Source organism: Paenibacillus sp. FSL R5-192 (assembly GCF_000517845.1).
Classification (GTDB): Bacteria; Bacillota; Bacilli; order Paenibacillales; family Paenibacillaceae; genus Paenibacillus; species Paenibacillus amylolyticus.
This window is the reverse complement of record NZ_ASPR01000012.1, coordinates 51,984-72,874: the sequence shown is the minus strand read 5'-3', so window position 1 is coordinate 72,874 and position 20,891 is coordinate 51,984. Positions and strand designations below refer to the sequence as shown.

Genomic DNA, 20,891 nt, shown 5'->3' with positions numbered 1-20,891 from the left:
CAAATATAGTTATTTCGTATGATATCACTCATAAAATCCTACCAAATTGCATGCCTATAGCCCTCTTTTTCATGCTCACATTGGAATTTCAGCAATCAAAATCAGCTACCGCATCATATTCGGTACTATTATATGAACTCATATAATTAGAAAATCCCCTGAATTTAGGAAGTGAGCTGTTCCTTCACATAAAGCACAGCCTCCTGTGCAGTCAACCCGATTCGTTTCGATTCACCTGTTGCTGCAAGTGCGTGTGATCCCAATTCAACCTGTCCTTCTGCTGCTCCTCGGCCAATAACGATCTGCACAGGCAATCCGATCAGCTCCGCATCCTTGAATTTCACACCTGGACGTTCATCCCGGTCATCAACCAATACCGTGTAACCGCCATCGATCAATTGTTGTTCCAGTTCGAGGGTGAGTTGACGCTGCTGCTCATCCTTCCAACTTACTGTAATCAGATGCACATCATATGGCGCCACAGCGGCCGGCCAACGAATGCCCTCATCTCCGGCATACTGCTCAGCTATAGCGGCCATCAGGCGGGATACGCCAATGCCGTAACACCCCATGACGGGCGCACACTGGCGACCATTACGATCCAGGAATGAAGCGCCCATGGCATCACTATATTTCGTTCCCAATTTGAATATGTGTCCAACCTCAATACCTTTGGTAAACACAAGTGGTGATCCACATGTTGGACAAGCATCCCCCTCCGCAGCAAAGCGGATTCGTTCTACTCGCTCCAATGCAAAATCAATCCCTGGGCGTACACCGGAAACATGCACATCCACTTCATTGGCTCCTGTAATTGCACTCTTCATCACTGCCACGTCAGCGTCCACCACCATCGGCAGATTTAGTCCAATCGGACCCAGGAATCCTACCTTCAGATTTGGATGTGCCGCAATGGCTGCATCGTCTGCAAGGATCAGTTCCTCTGCCCCCAACACCTGTTTCAATGCGATGTCATTCAATTCATGATCTCCACGCACAAGGGCAGCGACGAGCTGACCATCCGCCACATAAAGCAGCGTTTTGATCATATGTTCAGCACCTTTGCCCACAAAAGAGGTTAACTCTGCGATCGTACGAACGCCAGGTGTCGAGATACGTACTACGTTTTCCACTCCTGAATGTTGATCCGTTTGAAGCGCGGAGTCTGCATTCGCAGAATCAGCTGGAACTTCCAAGCTTCCTTCTTTTTTCTCCATATCTCCAGAAGTCTGATAATCCGCTTTCTCCAGATTCGCAGCATATCCACAATGTTTGCAGGTTACAATTGTGTCCTCACCCACATCAGCAAGAGCCATGAACTCATGTGTTTCTCCTTGACCGCCAATCGTTCCTGCGTCAGCCTCAACACGGATATAGTCCAGACCACAACGCTCCAGAATGCGACTATACGCCGTGTTCATAGCCTGATAAGTCCGATCAAGCTCTTCCCAGTCCGAAGCAAAAGAGTACGCATCCTTCATGATGAACTCACGACCGCGCAGCAATCCAAATCGAGGACGGCGCTCATCCCGGAACTTGGTTCCGATCTGGTACAGGGTGAATGGCAGCTTACGATACGAGCTCACCTCGTCCCGCGCTAAAGCGGTTACGACTTCTTCATGTGTTGGTCCAAGAGCAAATTCCCGTGCATGACGATCCTTCAGACGCATCAATTCGGGACCATACTGTGTGTATCTTCCGGATTCTTCCCACAACTCCGCAGGCTGCATAATCGGCAGCAACACTTCCTGACATCCCGCACGATCCATCTCTTCACGAACGATCCGTTCAACATTTAACAATATACGCCGTCCAAGGGGCAGATAACTGTAAATTCCCGCAGCAAGTTGGCGAATCATACCGGAACGCAGTAACCAGCGATGTCCCGCTGCATCTGCCTCCGCTGGCGCCTCACGTAATGTTGGGACAAGCATTTCACTTTGACGCATCATAACACACTCCTAATCTTCCTTTTTTTGTTATCAAATACGGCGCATAAACAGCAAAAAGACACATCCGTCAAGGGACGAATGTGTCGTGGTACCACCCTTATTTAACTGCAAATTAATCCGTTCGCAACCTATGCGATCTGTAACATGCAGTCCTACGGGGCATAACGGGCCCTGCCGGCGGAGGTTGCAACCCTGTATGGGCATTCTCTTCCGCAGCTCGCGAGGTAGGAATTTATGAAGCAGCTACAGGAACCTTGCACCACACTGTTCCCTCTCTGTTGAAGCTGGCTTGCACAATCATGTCCTCGTTATAACGCTGTTATCATTTTTGACCACATTAGTTCATTTACAAGTAATTGTCAACCAATTAGTCGAATACAACTCCAGAATAATACTCCACTACATCACGAATGAGCATAAACGCATCCCCATTTGTAAGATTGTTCTTGTCAGCAATGCCAGCAAGCGTGTCGGCACTTATAAAGTTTTGTGTTTGCAAATGAGCAAGTGCCTGTTCAAGTGAAGTTTCCGTTTCTGAAGATCCCATTGCCAGACATAACATATACGCAGCCTGATCCAACGTTAAAGGTAGGGTTACGGCATTCTCCATATTTGCTAGAGCTTGGTCAGCACTACCTGTGTAGGCTTCTGGAAACATCGCTTGCATTCTTTTCAATTTACTTAAAAATCGTTCTGGATTCATTCCTTTATCCAGTTCCCAACCATCGTTATTATAATTGCCTGAAGTCATATACATACTCGCTGCAGCCAGCAATCCCTTGTAATCCTTATGCTCCATATAATCAGGCTGTTCGAAACGATGTACTTTCAGCTCCATCCCCTGATTCTCCAGCATCTTACGTAGTTCAGATGCTCGCTCTTCGGAAGTTGAGAGTTCGCGGAAGGACTCCTTATGGATATATGCCAGCTTGACCGCCGCTCCTGCTGCTTCTCCCTCTGCCATTCCCAGTGGGACAACTCTTGCACTACCGTGTGGGATTGTATCAAAACTTGCTGCACGTCCAACGACGAGCAAACCATCAACCTTTAGCGGTACAAGCGAGCGAAAAGGTACACCATATTGAATCGGACTCAACATAATCGTGCCGGGATTTCCAACACTCGTGCTCTGAATATCAATATCGTATGAGCCGTATCCAATAGCATCCCAATGATCACGATTTTCCATGACATCAGCTAATGTTAATCGGTACTCGCCATAGATATGACGTGATTCTCTCACGTAAAGCTCGTCTGCTGTTCCAGCATATTTTAGCCCTGCAAATTCATCATAATTTTTCTTCAGAAAATCAACAATTAGTGGGGCTTCTTTACGCCCGATTTCCAGACCTTTTTTCACAGATATCGGATCTAACGGATCTACCCCAAAGATTTGCATCGTATTAATCAAGATTGTATCATCATTTTGTCTTCCGATATTCAGACTTCGAATCTTAATATGTTGTGGATTGGAGGATTCATATTTTCTAGCATCACCGTACCCCCAAGCACTCATCTTATCAACCCCGGTTCCCTCTCTTTCCCTAAACTTTTGCCATACCTCATCAGTAACACCGCTTAACTTGAATACAAGCGTAGAGACCATTTTGGATTTACCATCTCCAATATCTTGTCTACCTATGGAGTATGGAACTCCTGCAGCGGCTGCAATATCCGCATCTTGCGTTGCATCAATGATGGAGCGGGTTGAAATCTGAACAGTTGTTCCATCTTCTTTAGTTATGCTCATACCCGTTATTGTCGTATGATCTCCCGTAGATTGTTCAGTAAGGGGGACTAATTCCTTAACATTCATCAACAGGTCAATATTAGGTTCAGAACGAACCATCCGATAGAAAATGTTAGCCGCTGTATTGGTATCAAATGAACTACCCTCGATCTGGTCAAACCATTCCTGGAAGATACCTTTGTTCAAAAAGTCAGGCTGCCGCAAACTACTCAATAACTGCGGTTGTTCAGGGGAATAATTTAGATCCAGTGTATTAAGGCCTCCCTCGGTCAACAATCCTCCCAACATGTTGCGATCTCTTGCTTCCACCAGCAATACACGCATCCCATTACGAGCAGCTGATAAGGCAGCAGTAATACCTTCCGGATCCGTTCCAGCTACAATAACGTTATAGGAATTTTTCAGGTTTAGTGTAGATTGCACGTCCTCCAAAGGCTGCCATACATAATTATTATTAAATTTATAATTCTTGTTCCAAATATAGAATGCACCATATGCAGCGCTCATTAAAACAATAAACACACTGGCTATAATTGCTGTTATTTTCAATTTTCTACTAATCAAAGAAACAAACCTCCATATGTACTTTAAATTCAATAATACTAACTCGTGAAGTAGTTTTATTACTGTTATACCAACAACCGACTAACTTTTTCTCCTTTCCTACATGAGTATGCTATAAATAATAAAAAACTCCCCAACACTTCAAACGGTGTTAGGAAGTTCTGATAATAAGACGGAAAATTCTACTTTTATGTTGCCATAAATACAAACTAAAACATAGGAAAGTCCCTAACTTTCCTCATTATAACGACCACTTTTGGCGAAGTAAAGACTTACCAAAACCGGAAATGCATTAGAAAGATCACTAAACACTCAGACTGTTCGTTCATCCTGGCTACAATCAATTCTCTGGCGATGGCTGACATGGCAGCACGTTCCCTGTAATATAGAGAAATAGAAATCTATCACAGGTATTAATCGATAAAGGAGCTTGTCCTATGCCATATATCATATATGATCTTGAATTCACGGTAAGCCGCAATACTCGCTATTCTTCTGAAATTATTGATATCGGTGCCGTCAAAGTTACGGAAAGTGCGGATGGATTGGTCGTAACGGATACGTTCCATACGTATGTTCGTCCTTCCAATAAGTCTGTTCTGTCCACTGACACGATTCAGTTTACAGGTATCACGCAGAAAGATATTGATGCAGCCCCTCTTTTTCCGGCAGCATTGAACCAATTCATTGCCTGGATGGGAAGTGATCCCTATTACATGTGTTCCTGGGGACCCGATGACCGCAGCAAACTGATCTCTCATTGTCGCACCCATCAACTTGATGTGGCCTGGATCACCAATCATAACGATCTCCAGCAACAATGGTCCCGCACCGTTCGTAAAGAAGGCAAGTTCCGTCAACTCGGACTCGCTCAAGCTCTTGAAATCTGCGGAATTGAATTTGATGGTACCCAGCATCGTGCCTTGGATGATGCCATCAATACAGCCAAGGTGTTTATGCATCAATTTGACCGTTTCACTCTGGAAAACAACTGTGCAGCCGATGATGAGGGCATTACATCCAAGGTTGTTTATTCCAGCTCCACAGAAGATGAAGAAAAAGAATCTCCATTTGGCAATCTGGCAAGCCTTTTCAAAACCAAAGAGTAACCGTCCACAGCACAGTACTTAATCGTGTTTTGGCTTAGGATAGGTGGCATTCTAATCTCAACTTTTATTGTACATTTGTTGCCAATAGTTTAGACGTTCTTTCATCTTGATGCGGCAGATCTCCGGTTCGAGAATTTCCGCATCAGGTCCATATTTAGATATCCATACAAGAAATTCGTCAACATCACTTAATATGGCTTCAAATAACAGGCTACCTTCCGGTTCAATGGTTAGGATGGGTCGTAAAAAAAATTGCTCCTGCATCACACGCTCCACAGCATGGGGTGCAAATCGAATTTTGAACGCAGTCCACTCCGTACTTCCCTCGTATGCCCAAGGAATGCGGAAGTGCGATTGCATCAGATAATCCTCTTTGCGAAACGTGCGTGGCAATATTCGTATCTTTTGCAGCCGGCTCACCTGAAATATTCGAAGTTTCTCCGACAGGTGACAATACCCTAACAGCTCAAATCTGTATTCACGAGGGATAAGACAGTAAGGATCTATACGTACGATCCCTTTTTTACCTTGAGACAGATACTCCCCTTCAATGGTGTTCTGTGAAATGCCAGCCTGAAGCAGGGTAATCATGGATTGATTCTGCGAATCGTTGTTTTCATTTTGCCATGCGGGCAATCCCGCTTTGAACAATCCACTAATTTGCTCCGACCATTCCACTCGTTCTGTTTTGTTTTTCTGACTCGCAGCAACCACTTTCTCATAAGCGCTCTCAAAAGCAGGTTTCAGCAAAGGACGAATATTCTCCATAACTTCAGCAAGATGCATGAAGGCTTGGGCTTCTTCATCAGACCAATTTAGCGGATACATGGCAAATTGGCTGATAAACATGTACCCTTGCCCGTGTCCCATATTGGCGATCGGGATATGCATTGCACTGAGGGCCTCCATGTCGCGGTATATCGTCCTTTCCGTCGTCTCGCATCGCTGGGCGAGCTCACGTGCCAGTATGCCTGGCTTCGCCTGCACCAGCGTTATAATGCGCATTAATCGGATTAGTCGGTCTGTCATTTTGCCGGACCCTCCACGATGTTGTTTCAATAAATTTGATACAACTCCATCCATTGTTTAATATGATATTGATACATACATTCGACCTTCTCCTAAACTTCACCTTCAAATATGTAGACTCTCTCTATACCGTTACCACCTGAAATCAACCCTATTCCCCTAATATCTTTTTTTCACGATCATGATATCCTGTTGTAAACGTGATCTCATAGTGATAACGCAACTTTTCAACGATCTCGGCTTCCGCGTAATAGTCCAGATCTTGCTTCCGCGCAGCTTCAATTAACAAGGCATCAGCATGACGACGTAACATATTACTTCCCTCTTGAACCCGGCCTCTTTCGTAGGCGCGCAGGGCTTGTTTGATCAGGGGCACGGTTTCACTTAATTTGATCGTCTTCTCCACCTTGGGATCTTCCGGCTGTCGCAGCATGCCCAGATGACTGGTGTACTGAATATACAACTGTTCTCTTCGTAACAATACACGTTGACTTTGCTTCAACTTCCTTGTGCTCCAGTAGGCTGAACATACGGCAGCTTTTCCTGATACACGGGGTCCCATGACGAATTCAAGCAAAATTTGTTTACTTTCTCCCTTGTACATATCCCCAAGCCTCAATAACCAGCCAATATCCGTTTCTTTGGAACGACATCCATAAATGCCTTTTAGCTGTACTCCATATTCCGGTTTGAGCAAAAGTTCCAAATCTCTTGATACAATTTTGGGTGCTATTTTCCTAAGTCTTTTGGCAGGGGCACCGTTACGCCACTCTACCATCATATATACGGGGTCGGCTCCCCCTGTCGGTATGGCCTCTTTATTCCACGAATAAGATACTTCAAAGACTGAGTTCACTGGTAGTCTCTCCCCCGATTTATATGTATTATCTTCTAAGTTATCAGGGTGAATGGACACTATATTGTCACGGAACACATGTTCTCATTAAATTTTTCCAATATATTAGTTTTATATCCCTAAATCCGTCTCAATACGACAATAAACGACGAAAAAGCCTGGCATTATGCCAAGCTTATCAATCACTTATCTATGACAAGTCCCAAATTAAACAGTAGGATGATCGATTCCCATTTTGTGTAAATATTGTACACCATCTGCTTCGTTTACCGGTGCATAGGTGACACTGTCAATGACCAGCTTACGCCCTACTGGCTCTCCATTAACAGTGATCATAATCGTTTTGGTTGATGTGTTCTGATCTGCTGTATACATAATGTTTCTACTCCTTCATGTTCACGATCTTATATTCAATCGGATATATTGGTATCGTTCATTAAATTGCGCATTTGTGAATAGCATGCACCCGGAACTGAAGTAAAAGATCTGTAAAACGGTCCGGTATGCTTGCCTATCGTTCTATTACCCCGCAGATTTGTAAGCTAAACAGCCCTGTTCCTAAATAATTTTATATATTTCGGGTAATAAAACGATATCATCTTGAACCCATCGTCCCGGTTTTGACGTATAATGTAAGAGCCGTATTTCAACAATAGACGACCAATTCGGCGATTGATCTATCTAACCGAAGAAAGAGGTGTTAACGATGCCAAAATCCATTCAGGGTTATTTCATTCGGGTGTTATTCACCACATGCATTCTATTTACCGTTTCGATCGCTTCGACAGTAAGTGCAGCCAGTGCCAATATTTTTACGGATATATACAGCGGATGGGAGCGAGTCTCCGAATTGCCCGGAGAAGTGAACGCTCTGCAGGAAAGTTATAAGCAAACGATGGAGCAATTAAATCAAACGTCTGCTCAGTTGGGACAAGCCCAGGCCAATGTCGAAGCATTTAAGACCCAGAACGAACAACTGCTGGCTCAGAACCAGAAACTCACTGAAATGGTAAGTAAATTACAGGACGACCAGAATGCCAAAGCAGCTACCACCAAACGAATTCAGACGACGATCATCACTGTCGTTTCTCTCATATTGGGTTACTTTGTTCTGATTCGTGTGATGCGCTGGGGAATGCGTCGCCGTTCGGGCCGAGTATAAAAGAACAGGAGCAACTGCATGAACATACACCTGAACAATGCTGAAGCAGGCGGAGCAGGACAAGTCGTCACATTTTCACTCATTAAAGATGACCGCCTTCATATTTTGCATCCGCAGCAAATTGTGGCCTTCCGCGGTCCAAGTGGGAGTCGCAATGATAAATTCATGAATATCACGGGCATATATCGCAAAAAAAAGCTGATTAAATCCGAAATCACCGGACCTTGCCAATTTGTGGCTGCCCTGCCTCCCGGATTCACGATGAAGGAAGTGGAGCTCACGGAGGACAGTGATCTGCTCTATGACTTCCGCCACCTGTTCTTCTACTCTGATGGTGTAACCATGCATACCAAAATCCAGAAAATCAAAAACATGCTGATCACCCGTGATGCAGTCAAAATGAAATTTTCCGGCAAAGGCAAAATCGGATTGCTCACTCAAGGCCAGGTCTGCCAACAGGAACTTCATCCAACAGCGCCACTCTATGTGGATGCTGGCAGTATTATTGCCTATCCTGAAAATGCACATCTGGAACTCACCGTATATGGTAACAACCTTGCCAGTCAGCATATGAATTATCATTGGAAGATGACAGGACATGGATCTGTACTCTTTCAGGCTGGACGTGAGAATCACCGCTTGGAACAGGATCTTAACGATGAGGGACTGTTCAAACGAATTCTGAAAGAAGTGATCCCTTTCGGCAATGTATTGATCAAATAAGCTGTTAGTTGATGGAGCCGACCAATTAGCTGCCACTATGCTCCAGTGGGGTGGTCACCACACCGTTTCATGTTATAATGGTTCAGACAATTGAAGAAGAAAATCCATGCCTGTGGCATGGGAGAGGTTCGCGAACTCCCTCTATAAGACTTGACCATGTGATGGTGAGTATAAGTCTTGCGTACACTTTGTTTAACGGAATGTACGTAAAAAACTAAGGACACTTACTCTTGCCTGCTTTTTTGAAGCGGTTATTGAGAAGGTGTGTTTTTTGATGGATGCCAGTTCATGAACTTCTCTGTTCTTCCGACACTCTATGCCTATGTGCATGGTTTGATCTCAAGAAGATAGAGAGGTTTTTTTATGTTGAACGAAGAAAAAGCAGTCGTTGTATTCAGCGGCGGTCAGGATAGTACCACGTGTCTGTTCTGGGCCAAACAACAGTTTGCCGAAGTAGAGGTCGTTACGTTTGATTATGGTCAGCGCCACAAGTTAGAGATTGAATGTGCAATAGAGATCGCACGTGATCTGGGCGTACAGCAAACGGTACTGGATATGAGTCTGTTAAATCAGCTTGCCCCCAATGCGCTCACTCGCACGGATGTGGAGATTACGCATGAAGAAGGTGAACTGCCGAGTACATTTGTGGATGGACGGAATCTGCTGTTCCTCAGTTTTGCAGCCATTATGGCCAAGCAAAAAGGAGCACGTCACCTGGTTACAGGTGTATGTGAGACGGATTTCAGCGGATACCCGGATTGCCGGGATTCATTTGTGAAATCGATGAATGTGACACTTAACCTGTCGATGGACTATCCATTTGTCATTCATACCCCGCTCATGTGGCTGGACAAAGCCCAAACGTGGAAGATGGCCGATGACCTTGGTGCTTTTGATTATGTCCGTGAGCGTACTCTGACCTGTTATAACGGCGTGATCGGCGATGGATGCGGAGATTGCCCCGCTTGCAAACTGCGCAAAGCCGGACTGGATCGCTATGTACAGCAACGTACTGCTGCTGAATCGGCGGGAGTGGATGTACGATGAGAGAGCCGGGAACATTCCGTATTGTTGAGCATCTGCAACGTATCGGAGAAGATATTCTACCCACCCAGCTGCGCTATCACCGCAAACGTGTGCTTGTAAGCAAAGAATTCACCTTTGACGCAGCACATCACCTGCATTGTTATGAAGGCAAGTGCAAGAACCTGCACGGTCATACGTATAAAGTTATTTTTGGTATCAGCGGTTATCCGGGTGAAACCGGGCTGACAGTTGATTTTGGACATATCAAAGATATATGGAAAACTCAGATTGAGGGATATCTGGATCATCAGTACCTCAACGAGACACTTCCTTTAATGAACACAACGGCTGAAAATATGGTCGTTTGGCTGTTCGAACAGATGGAACATGCGCTCCATACGGAACCCTATGCCGGGCTGACCGATGGTGGGCGGACGGAGTTTGTCCGACTCTTCGAGACACCCACCAGTTACGCGGAAGTGAGACGGGAGTGGATGATCGATGAGTAGTGTGACACACCAGGTGAATGAGACGGGCTCTCGCAAAGAGGCTCGTATTCCCGTGATGGAGATTTTTGGTCCGACGGTTCAAGGCGAAGGTATGGTCATCGGACAAAAAACGATGTTTGTTCGTACCGCCGGCTGCGATTATCGCTGCTCTTGGTGCGACTCGGCCTTTACCTGGGACGGCAGTGGCAAGGACCTGATTCGAATGATTACGCCAGAGGATGTATGGGAAGAATTGCGCCGCGTTGGCGGCACCCGTTTCTCCCATGTTACAATCTCTGGCGGTAATCCCGCCCTGCTCGCTTCGCTGGGCGGTTTGGTTGCCCTGCTGCGGGAGAACGGCATCCGCACTGCGGTGGAGACACAGGGCTCCCGCTGGCAGCCTTGGCTGGCGAACATTGACGAAGTCACCGTCTCGCCCAAGCCACCGAGCTCCGGCATGGACACCGATTGGGCCGTGCTGGATGATCTGATCGAACGGCTGGCCGCTGGCCCGGTAGAACGAAGTCACAGTCTGAAGATCGTGATCTTCGATGAGACAGACTTGGACTATGCCCGCCGTGTGCATGCACGGTATCCGGGCACGGATCTATTTTTACAAACCGGGAACCCGGATGTGACTTCCGCTGATACGCCAGATCTGGCGTCCTCGCTGCTTGCTCGTTATGAGTGGCTGATTGACCAAGTCAGTGCCTCCAATGACCTGAATGATGTTCGTGTGCTTCCACAGCTTCATACATTGGTATGGGGCAACAAACGCGGCGTGTGATGGGTAGTATGGGTGGAATGGGCGGCATGATGTAAGGATGAGGACGAAATGTCCTTAGAAAACAAGAGAATTAAACAGGCGAAATTGCCTATTCATATATACCGCGAGGCTTTGGGCTTTGACGGAAACAAGGAGCGTTTAATAACCGATGAGACAACCTGATGAGATGCAAGATGTGACGTTGCTGGGCAACCAGAACGTAAAATATACGTTTGAATATGATCCGGGAATCCTGGAGAACTTTGATAACAAACATCCGTACCGCGATTATTTTGTGAAATTCAACTGCCCGGAGTTCACTAGCCTGTGCCCAATTACAGGTCAGCCGGACTTTGCAACGATCTATATCAGTTACATTCCTGATGTGAAGATGGTCGAGAGCAAATCACTCAAGCTGTACCTGTTCAGCTTCCGTAACCATGGTGATTTCCACGAGGATTGTGTAAATATTATCATGAACGACCTCATCAAGCTGATGGACCCCCGCTACATCGAAGTATGGGGCAAATTCACACCGCGCGGCGGCATCTCCATTGACCCGTATACGAACTATGGTAAGCCGGGAACAAAGTACGAGCAGATGGCCGACCACCGCATGATGAATCATGATATGTATCCGGAGACGATTGATAATCGTTAATTATAAATAACACTCTAAAAAAGAGGCCGCACATTAATAAGCTGCGGCCTCTTTTTTAGTCCATCTATTTTATCATTATTTGACATGAAACTCATTTTGTTGAGCCTTGATTTCCCCTTTTTCCAATAATGCTGGAATAACAATTTTCGTATTAGTTTCCCCAACAAAGCTATCTCTACTGAAAGAAAGAATAATATAATTTTGTCCTTCTTTAAAATAATCTGTAATACTTGTTTGATACATGTATCTATATTTGGAGTTTTTTATCTGAATTGATTTCCTACTTTCAGGAGGTAATTTACTTAATTTTGTAAAGAAATCATTTCCGGGATTATCATCACTAATCGTTTCTTGAAAAGAGACATTAAAATCTTCTTTAATTACTTTAATAGTTTTAATAGTCTCCATCTGTTTCTTGTTATTCCTATGTAAAAAGGAAATTTCCACATTTCGTGGAACAGTCATTTCACTTTCAATCACAATTAAATCATTTTGAATTTCTACATTTACTGGCCCTTCTTGGAACATGGAAGCCGCACCAACAAGGAACCAAATAAACAAACTGATTAAAAAAAATCCTACATGTTTATATGGAATTTTTTTTAGGGTAATTATCCAATCTAAGCTCTTTCTCTTTGAAATTAAGAAACTTACTAAGGCAGCTAACACAAACACTAAAACAAAAATCACTGAAGCAATAATAACAATACGGTTTTTAAAGTAAATTGCTTCTATTAAAAAGTAAGATACAAAAATAAGAATTGCAATTACAAAATAGATAATTAAGGATTTAAATATCTCATCATACCGTTTCACAGATTTCTTGAGTTTAGTCTGATTTTTCATATATTCTGTGGGGATAATATTAAAACTTTGAAACTCTGCTACAACATAAAGAACTAAATGTAGAACAATGCATGTTATATACGATCCGATACACAGAATTAATATGTGTTTCTGCCTAATGTACAATTCTAAATATATAGACGAGGAAAAAAAAGAAACAAAAATATTAAAATAGACTTTTAATCCCACTCCTAGTATTGTTCCCATCACCGTTAAAACTATTACCAGTCTAGTTGCACGATTTGAAAAACTCAATTCGCTTTCTGCTTCTTTAATACCTGAATGCCTCTTATTAGGCGCTCTATTATGTTTGTGTCTTCTCAAATTCTAATCCCCTCTTCAAATATTTATGATATCACTTTAAAAACCAATTATATTAAGTAGTTTTTACTTTGTATACAAAGAAAGAGTCACCTAACTGTATTTAGGTTTCAAGGCATCAGGCTCAAAATCTATAATCATAGTGACCGCGTACACTTTGGAATGATATCTATTTGCATATTGAACGATTCCATCATTTACAATGTAGCTGCGACTTCTGCGGCTATCTTTATAAGGTCTACTCCTGTGTTCAAAGCTTTTTATAGCTGTTAGAATCCAGAAAGTACAACAAGTGCAAGGTTGATCTATGAATCCTCTTTTGTGAAATTATATGTACTGATGTGACACACAAACTTCATCTCTCAACGTTTTCTCTTGTTCCCCTTGTCGGTCCAATCAATCTATCCTATTATGTAACAATATGCTTACACGCATATATTACAACATCAGGCGCTGATCCCTCGTGACCGCGACCAAAGGAGAATTGTACATGTCTACTCAATCCACTTTAACCAAGGACGCCACAGCGCGTTCGAAAGCCCCACCCGGATCGGATGCCCAAAGCACCGTTTACCGGATACTCATTGCCATCAGTTTGGTTCATCTCTTCAATGATTCGATCCAGTCGGTTATTCCAGCCATTTTTCCGATTCTAAAAGATTCCATGCATCTCACGTATACTCAGATCGGATGGATCTCATTTGCTATTAACTTTACCGCATCCATTATGCAGCCTGTCGTAGGCTGGTTTGCTGATAAAAAACCGACACCATCTATCCTGCCCATTGGCATGGGTTTTACATTTACCGGCATGTTGCTGTTGGCCTTCGCCGACAGTTATATGGCTGTCCTGATCTCCGTTATCTTTGTCGGTCTGGGTTCCGCCGCTTTCCATCCGGAAGGTTCACGGGTATCCCATATGGCTGCTGGTCAACGCCGTGGACTGGCACAGTCCATCTTCCAAGTTGGTGGTAACGCCGGGCAGTCCCTTGCCCCATTGCTTACACGCTGGATCTTTATCCCGTTTGGACTGTTCGGTGCCATTGGATTTACAGGCATTGCTGCTATGGGAATTGCAGTTCAGATCTACATCGCCCGTTGGTATGGACGCATGCTGCAATCGGGAGGATACCTGCGTAGACAGGCTGCTGCCCGTCGTGCACCCAATCCTGCTTTGCGCAAAAAGATTACTGCCGCCATTACGCTATTGATTTTGCTTGTCTTTGTTCGTTCCTGGTATATCGCTTCCATTGGCAGCTTCTATGCGTTTAATCTGAAAGATACTTTTGGATTGTCCACAGAAGACGCGCAGATCTATATCTTCTTGTTCCTGGCTGCTGGAGCACTTGGTACGTTCTTCGGAGGCCCCTTGGCGGACCGATTCGGCAAACGTAACCTGATCTTCCTGTCCATGGCTGGAGCTGCTCCGCTGGCTCTGTTGCTGCCCTATGCGAATCTGTTCTGGACAGGCGTACTGCTAACCATTATTGGTTTTATCATGTTATCCAGCTTCTCAGTTACGGTTGTGTACGCACAGATGCTGATTCCGGGCAAAATCGGAACGGTCTCCGGCCTGATCACAGGTCTGGCATTTGGTATGGGAGGTCTGGGCGCACTTGTTCTGGGCAACTGGATTGATGTCTTCGGCGTATCACCGGTAATGCAGATGTGCAGCTTCCTGCCACTGCTCGGGATCTTCACATTCCTGCTTCCATCCGATAAATTACTGAATATCTGGGCGAAAGAAAACGGTAGTGAAGAGTAAAAATACATCAACAGGTGTCCACTTTTTATTCTATATTAGATCCAATCCTTACGTGGCAGCATCGCCCTTATAAGACGTTATCTTGCGCTAACGAACATGACAGCACTTATTTGAACGAATACTGCCGGTTTCCCAATCTAAAGAATCTGAGCAACGCTATTCCCGAGGAAAAGGCCAAAAACCTTGGAATGTGCGTGTGAGATGCAGAAATAACGTGTCTGAGATTCTTTAGAGATTGGGATTGTTGAAATATCGCCGAATAACGTCTGCTGAGTTCGTTAGACTTCACTTTAGTCACCTACATTAGCAGTCTAAATAAAAAGTCTAGCCATAACAAAAAGGTTCCCGCCATCTCTGTATATACAGAACGGCAGGAACCTTTTTGTTATATTTGTTTTTCTCGTATTTAGCTTCAAAGGTATTATTCAACGTCACACATGACAACGCTGCTGCCATGAGCTGTAATCAGTTCCTTCACATCTTCTAATTCAAGGAATACCGTCGCCGTATTTTCCATGGGATGAATTCCAATTTTCTGACCATCTAGATCCTTGTCAAAAACTACGGTCACGTTTTTCTGTATGTTATTAAACACTCCCATTGGATTTACATGGCCCTTTTCCAATCCGAGGAATTCCAACAAATCCTTTTCACTGGCAAAACTTAATTTGCGGCTAGGTATCTTTTCGCTTAAACTTCTCAAATCAACGGACTTCGTCCCAGCAATCGTCACCAGATAATAGTTGCGCTTCTTATCATCACGCAGAAACAGATTTTTAACGATACGTTCTGTATGTGGAATCTGATAAGAGAATATTTCCTCCATCGTGTATACTGCGGGATGTTCAATACTTTCGTAAACGATATTATTGCGATCCAAAAGATCATAGAAACCCTGTTTGTTTAACATATCAAATTCAACTCTTTCAATATAAATATTCTTCTATAATAGAACTTCTTCTGTAATATTACTTCAAACGCTGAAGGATCAGCCGTTTTTTGTACAACATTTTGCCTGCTTCAGCTACATCTCGAATTGTATTTTTGTTGCTCACCGAACCAAACACCATGCCTGCAATCGGCACAAGTTGGAACAGCTTCTTCCAGCCAAAAGATTCACTGTAGGAGTTAAATACTTCCCGCCATCCCTGCATCTGCGATACGACTTCAATGGGCTTGTCGGGATCATCATAAGCGGCCAGCTCTTCAATGATCGCTTTCTTGCCTACAATATCTGCGGAAGAGAATTGCAGACATTTGACAATAAAGATGCGCTCCAGCGGCTCATCCGGATCATACCCGTAACATAGTGCCATCTCCTGCAGTACCTTCAGAGAAAGCCCCATCACCATCGGAATATCTGCTGCAATGGTTACAATGCCACCAAACCCTGTAGCTGCTCCCTGAGCCGCGGCAAACTTGGTTCGACTCTCGGTGATGTTATCAGCCACCTGGTCCAGCACCTGAAGTGGCAGATTCTCTACACTATGAATCTTCGCTGTCCCCTCCGCTTCAGCATCCTGCTCCAATCGATCGGTCCTATCCATCATGGAATAACCGGACTTTTCGGCTTCCTCTTGCAGCAGCTTGGCTACTTTTTTCTTCTGTACGAGGAACTTGCCCCCATTCTGCACATACTGACCCACGTCGTTCAGGGAATCTCCGATTTTCTGTTTCAGCGCTTTAGGCATCACTTTATCCAACATCGCAAAGGGCAAACGCCCGATTTTATCCCATATAAACAAGTCCTTCTGTTGTTTCTCCCATTTTAAAATCTGTTCAAGTTCCTTGTCCAACGTCTCGCGTGAATCCATATGTGATCCTCCTAATAGGTTCTGCATCGTAATCTGTATCTTTCTCATACGCAGAAATCATCGTTGTGGTTGCTTTGTTTTGTGTCCAGGACACATATGTTCAGACCACTCTATCTTATCGTTTACATACAGAAGAGCCCCTAATCAGCATCACTTGCTAACTAAGGGCTCTCGTATGAAAGGTTACACGACCTCTTATTTTGCTTCTGCTACTGCTTTTCCATCTGGAACCGGAACACCGAAATCAGGTGAGCCATCTTCACGCCAATGAATCACTTGAGCACGGGCGTGACGGTTCGGATCATACAAGGGATCACCCTCGATGTCTTTGTAATTACGCGCATGATAAATCAGAATATCGGTCTTGCCATCCGGTGACACCGTAAAGCTGTTATGGCCCGGACCGTATTGCCCGTTCGCTTCACAAGTCTGGAATACCGGCTTGGGTGATTTCACCCAGCTGGCCGGATCAAGCAAGTCGGCATTTTCATCTGCGGTGAGCAGACCCATGCAATAATTGTAATCGGTCGCGCTGGCCGAGTAGCCGATAAACAACCGCCCATTCCGATGCATCACGGCTGGGCCTTCATTCACCTTAAAGCCGATGATCTCCCAATCATACTCTGGCGTAGAGATCATAACCTGTTCGCCGCGTAGCGTCCATGGGTTTTCCATTTCGGCAATGTACAGGTTGGAGTTGCCCACAATATCGGGATCTTTCTGTGCCCAGACCAGATAGCGGATTCCCTTATGTTCAAAGGTCGTTGCATCCAGCGCGAATGATTCCCACCGGGTGTGAATCTGCCCTTTCTCTACCCACTCTCCTTCGAGTGGATTCGCGGAATCGTTCTCCAGGACATACATCCGGTGATCGAACAGACCTTCGTTGGTCTCACTGGTGTGAGCGGCAGCGTAGTGTATGTACCATTTGCCATCGATAAAATGAATCTCCGGTGCCCAAATGTTGGCACTCATTGGCCCTGTGTCACGCTTCGTCCAAGCCGTTACCGGCTCAGCATCTCTTAACTCTTCCAACGTCTCTGCTCTTCGGATTTCAACCCGGTCAAAGGCTGGCACGGAAGCGGAGAAATAATAGTAACCGTCTGTATGACGGTACACCCACGGATCAGCACGCTGCTCCAGGATAGGATTAGTAAATGTAATGGAATCAGTCATGGGAATGCTCCCCTTTCAAATGTTGTTTGGCTCGAAGTTTGGGGATGTAACCCAATTGCGAAAAAGCGAAAACCCTTTTGGGGTGGTGCACAGCGGACGTTCGAGGGTGGTAGGGCCTTGGTGCTCTCTTGTCCTCCGATTTCTCTTTCCACCACTCTTGGCGGTTAAAATCGGATGCCAAACTCGCTCCTGCGGCTCCTTCCTCCCCCTCACTGCTTGTGCACCCTCGGAGCGGTAGCTCGCTCTCACCGCGCTCGCCGGGTTACAACCTCACTTCGAGCCTTTTTTGTTGGCTCGATCTTATGGGGTCGACCGCTTCGCAGGGTCAACTCTCCCCATGTAATGCTGGGCTGGCCGCAGAGCTATAGGCCAGCTTTGTCATGCACAGCGGACGTTCGGGTGTGGTAGGGCCTTGGCGCTCTCTTGTCCTCCGATTTCTCTTTCCACCGCTCTTGGCGGTTGAAATCGGATGCCAAACTCGCTCCTGCGGCTCCTTCCTCCCCCTCTCTGCTTGTGCACCTTGGCGCAGCAGCTCGTCTCTTTTCTCTCTCGCTGCTCGCTCCTTATTCCTCAGCTGCGCTGATCTGCTTGCCCCAGACCGCCACACCGTGGTCATTAAGACCTGTTACCACCAACGCGGGCTGGCTTCGCTCCCAGTCCCAGGACGGCAGCAGTTTCAGCTCTTCCGTGGAGGCTCCGCCCCATGGGCTTTCTTTCCACTTCAGTGTCAGCGTTTGTTTGTCATCAAAGGTCCAGGTCCCTGAACCTTTTTCACTTTTAATTTTACCGTTGCTTGTTAGGGTATAAGGCACGGCTTGAATCTGCCCGTCTACGGACGGATCAAGCGCCATGCCTTCCCACTCCCCGGCAATCATGGATTTCGGAATGTCCTGTGCTGTCTCACCGGCATAACGTTCAGGTGAAACCACAGGCCAGCCATCCTTCGTCCATAACATTTTGCGTACATGCAGATATGGCCAGTTTTTATCCGTCTCGCCCCGTGCATGATGCACGATGTAATAATCGTCTCCGTCCTTCAGAACGGAGTTATGTCCAGGCGCAACCCAGCCCTCGCCTTCTGTGAAGCGGTAACCGCCGAGAATTTTGGTGCCGATCTCATATTGCGGCAGATAATCTGTATCCAGCATGTTATTGCCGTTTATGTCTGTGTACGGTCCTGTGATTGAATCAGCACGCGCAACCCGCACGTTATAATCTTCGAACAAGGAATCATAGGAGACGAACAGATAATACTTTTTGAACTCCGGGTTATACACAATGTATGGACCTTCGACTGCGCCCTCTTCAGTTGCACGATCCCGAGCAGCAATGCGAGTACCATAACCCTCGTCCTTGAATTTCCCGGTGTCGGGATCAAGTGGCGCAATGTAGATTCCGTCAAAGAATGAACCATATACCATCCACGAATTGCCGTCAGCATCTACGATGGGATTGGCATCAATGGCATTTAATTTGTCCTGTTCATTCGCAGAAGTTTTCACAACCAGTCCTTCATCTGTCCAAGGACCTTCGGGAGATGAGGATGTCTGAAGACCAATAGCCGACTGGGTACTGCCAAAAGAAGAAGCCGAATAATACATCCGATAGGTATCGCCAGCCTGGATCACATCCGGTGCCCACAGATTGACCGCACCTGTCCAGTCCAACGCTTCTTGCGGAATGCCCGGCAGAGCCTGACCTACCCATTTCCAGTTAATCAGATCATCTGATTTACGTACCATGACGCCGGGTTTCGCTTCTCCTGCTACACGAACGTCTGTGGAATAGACGTAGTATCCCTGGTCTGTTTTGATAATGGCCGGATCATGCGCATTGTTCACCGTCCAGCGTGATTCATCGTCCAAAATGGAAGTGTCATACAACTGAGTATCTTGAGGAGCTTCAGGAAAGACGGGACGGGACACCGTTTCTCCTGCTCCAGAACAACCAGTAGCTCCAACAACCAACAATAACAACATGGAAGCAACCACTCCTTTTCCTGAATTCGACCACTGTCGGAATTTCTTCCGCTGGTTCATCCCTTCACTCCCGAAATGGCAACCGATTCAATAATCTGTTTCTGGAAGATCAGGAAGATGATTAATACAGGTAACAGAGCCACAATTGACGCCGCCATAATAAGCGGGTAATCGGTTTGAATCGCATACGTGGCATTAAAGTTTGCTATAACGAGCTGTAACGTCTGCTTCTCCGGTGAATTCAGATAAATAATTGGTGCCAGATAATCGTTCCAGATGCCCATGAACCAGAGAATCAACTGTGCAGCAATCGCCGGTTTGATGAGCGGGAACGTAATACTGGAGTACAGCCGGAAGTAGGAACTACCGTCAATCTTGGCCGCCTCAATAATCGCATCAGGTACACTAAGCAGGTACTGGCGCAGGAAAAAGATCATGATTACGTTACCGAACAGGCCAGGAACAATCAGTGGTAACAGCGTATCCACCCAGCCCAGCTTTGCAAACATGATGAATTGTGGGATCATGACTGTTGGATAAGGAATCATCATGGATGCCAGCAACGCGAGAAACAGTTTGTTTTTGTGCGGGAATCTTAACTTGGCAAAAGCAAAGGCTGCGATACTGGACGTAAACGTACCCACCACCGTTACACTCACCGCGACAATGAGACTGTTTTTGATCCCGCTGAGTAGGGGACCGGCTTCCCAGATTTCTTTATACTTACCAAATTGGAATACTTCAGGTATCCATACAGGCGGAAGCGCGAACACATCCTGCTTCTCCTTCAATGACGTGGACAACATCCAGATCAGTGGTGCAATCATCGCAATCGCACCAATCGCGAGTACGATAAAAATGATCGAGTTTGTTAATTTCCTCTTTTGACTGTAAGACATCTCCG

At 45.5% G+C, this 20,891-nt stretch carries 19 protein-coding genes; 8 read left to right on the top strand and 11 right to left on the bottom strand.

Going from position 1 to position 20,891, the window contains the following annotated elements:
- Positions 1 to 164 precede the first annotated feature (164 nt).
- Positions 165 to 1,949, bottom strand: coding sequence for a proline--tRNA ligase (locus C161_RS06275; RefSeq protein ID WP_036668806.1), 1,785 nt, complete (start codon positions 1,947 to 1,949; stop codon positions 165 to 167).
- 370 nt (positions 1,950 to 2,319) lie between these two features.
- Entirely contained in the window at positions 2,320 to 4,266 is a 1,947-nt protein-coding gene (locus C161_RS06270; RefSeq protein WP_036668805.1) for an FAD-dependent oxidoreductase, read from the bottom strand.
- Positions 4,267 to 4,703: 437 nt separating this feature from the next.
- Here C161_RS06270 and C161_RS06265 point away from each other — a divergent pair, with 437 nt between their 5' ends.
- Positions 4,704 to 5,375, top strand: a complete 672-nt coding sequence (locus C161_RS06265) for a 3'-5' exonuclease (protein WP_017690193.1) — start codon at positions 4,704 to 4,706, stop codon at positions 5,373 to 5,375.
- A gap of 57 nt (positions 5,376 to 5,432) precedes the next feature.
- On the opposite strand, the gene C161_RS06260 is transcribed toward C161_RS06265, so the two are convergent.
- From C161_RS06260 to C161_RS32735, 3 genes are all read right to left on the bottom strand, one after another.
- Positions 5,433 to 6,404: a helix-turn-helix transcriptional regulator gene (locus C161_RS06260; protein WP_036669185.1), complete on the bottom strand. Its 972-nt coding sequence runs from the start codon at positions 6,402 to 6,404 to the stop codon at positions 5,433 to 5,435.
- A gap of 151 nt (positions 6,405 to 6,555) precedes the next feature.
- Positions 6,556 to 7,260 carry a hypothetical protein gene (locus C161_RS06255; RefSeq protein ID WP_017690195.1) on the bottom strand — a complete coding sequence of 235 codons (705 nt, stop codon included), beginning with the start codon at positions 7,258 to 7,260 and terminating at the stop codon, positions 6,556 to 6,558.
- A gap of 207 nt (positions 7,261 to 7,467) precedes the next feature.
- Positions 7,468 to 7,635 (bottom strand): hypothetical protein, encoded by a 168-nt coding sequence (locus C161_RS32735; RefSeq protein ID WP_200869404.1) that lies wholly within the window; start codon positions 7,633 to 7,635, stop codon positions 7,468 to 7,470.
- A 331-nt stretch (positions 7,636 to 7,966) separates the two neighbouring features.
- On the opposite strand from C161_RS32735, the gene C161_RS06250 reads away from it, so the two are divergent.
- The 6 genes from C161_RS06250 to queF all read left to right on the top strand — a co-directional run bounded on the left by C161_RS06250 (position 7,967) and on the right by queF (position 12,086).
- On the top strand, positions 7,967 to 8,422 hold the full coding sequence (locus C161_RS06250) for a hypothetical protein (RefSeq protein WP_036611459.1): 456 nt from the start codon (positions 7,967 to 7,969) through the stop codon (positions 8,420 to 8,422).
- A gap of 18 nt (positions 8,423 to 8,440) precedes the next feature.
- The gene (locus C161_RS06245; RefSeq protein WP_036668803.1) at positions 8,441 to 9,145 is read left to right on the top strand and encodes an AIM24 family protein; all 705 of its coding nucleotides are present in this window, start codon (positions 8,441 to 8,443) and stop codon (positions 9,143 to 9,145) included.
- 366 nt (positions 9,146 to 9,511) lie between these two features.
- Positions 9,512 to 10,192, top strand: a complete 681-nt coding sequence (queC, locus tag C161_RS06240; RefSeq protein ID WP_036669183.1) for a 7-cyano-7-deazaguanine synthase QueC — start codon at positions 9,512 to 9,514, stop codon at positions 10,190 to 10,192.
- Complete coding sequence (queD, locus tag C161_RS06235; RefSeq protein ID WP_036668801.1) at positions 10,189 to 10,680, top strand: 6-carboxytetrahydropterin synthase QueD; 492 nt, start codon at positions 10,189 to 10,191, stop codon at positions 10,678 to 10,680. The genes queC and queD overlap by 4 nt, the downstream gene beginning before the upstream one ends.
- Positions 10,673 to 11,446 (top strand): 7-carboxy-7-deazaguanine synthase QueE, encoded by a 774-nt coding sequence (queE, locus tag C161_RS06230; RefSeq protein ID WP_036668799.1) that lies wholly within the window; start codon positions 10,673 to 10,675, stop codon positions 11,444 to 11,446. The genes queD and queE overlap by 8 nt, the downstream gene beginning before the upstream one ends.
- 148 nt (positions 11,447 to 11,594) lie before the next feature.
- Complete coding sequence (gene queF, locus C161_RS06225; protein WP_036668798.1) at positions 11,595 to 12,086, top strand: preQ(1) synthase; 492 nt, start codon at positions 11,595 to 11,597, stop codon at positions 12,084 to 12,086.
- A gap of 75 nt (positions 12,087 to 12,161) precedes the next feature.
- Here queF and C161_RS06220 read toward each other — a convergent pair whose 3' ends face one another.
- Positions 12,162 to 13,256 carry a DUF2975 domain-containing protein gene (locus tag C161_RS06220; protein ID WP_036668796.1) on the bottom strand — a complete coding sequence of 365 codons (1,095 nt, stop codon included), beginning with the start codon at positions 13,254 to 13,256 and terminating at the stop codon, positions 12,162 to 12,164.
- A gap of 487 nt (positions 13,257 to 13,743) precedes the next feature.
- Here C161_RS06220 and C161_RS06215 point away from each other — a divergent pair, with 487 nt between their 5' ends.
- Complete coding sequence (locus C161_RS06215) at positions 13,744 to 15,018, top strand: MFS transporter (RefSeq protein ID WP_036668794.1); 1,275 nt, start codon at positions 13,744 to 13,746, stop codon at positions 15,016 to 15,018.
- A gap of 421 nt (positions 15,019 to 15,439) precedes the next feature.
- Here C161_RS06215 and C161_RS06210 read toward each other — a convergent pair whose 3' ends face one another.
- From C161_RS06210 to C161_RS06190, 5 genes are all read right to left on the bottom strand, one after another.
- Complete coding sequence (locus tag C161_RS06210; protein ID WP_036668792.1) at positions 15,440 to 15,928, bottom strand: prolyl-tRNA synthetase associated domain-containing protein; 489 nt, start codon at positions 15,926 to 15,928, stop codon at positions 15,440 to 15,442.
- A 58-nt stretch (positions 15,929 to 15,986) separates the two neighbouring features.
- Positions 15,987 to 16,832: an EcsC family protein gene (locus C161_RS06205; RefSeq protein WP_084650064.1), complete on the bottom strand. Its 846-nt coding sequence runs from the start codon at positions 16,830 to 16,832 to the stop codon at positions 15,987 to 15,989.
- Positions 16,833 to 17,027: 195 nt separating this feature from the next.
- Positions 17,028 to 18,008, bottom strand: a complete 981-nt coding sequence (locus tag C161_RS06200) for a glycoside hydrolase family 43 protein (protein ID WP_036668791.1) — start codon at positions 18,006 to 18,008, stop codon at positions 17,028 to 17,030.
- A 563-nt stretch (positions 18,009 to 18,571) separates the two neighbouring features.
- Complete coding sequence (locus tag C161_RS06195) at positions 18,572 to 19,987, bottom strand: arabinan endo-1,5-alpha-L-arabinosidase (protein ID WP_036669180.1); 1,416 nt, start codon at positions 19,985 to 19,987, stop codon at positions 18,572 to 18,574.
- Between the two features lie 56 nt (positions 19,988 to 20,043).
- Complete coding sequence (locus C161_RS06190) at positions 20,044 to 20,886, bottom strand: carbohydrate ABC transporter permease (protein ID WP_036611483.1); 843 nt, start codon at positions 20,884 to 20,886, stop codon at positions 20,044 to 20,046.
- Between the last annotated feature and the right edge of the window lie 5 nt (positions 20,887 to 20,891).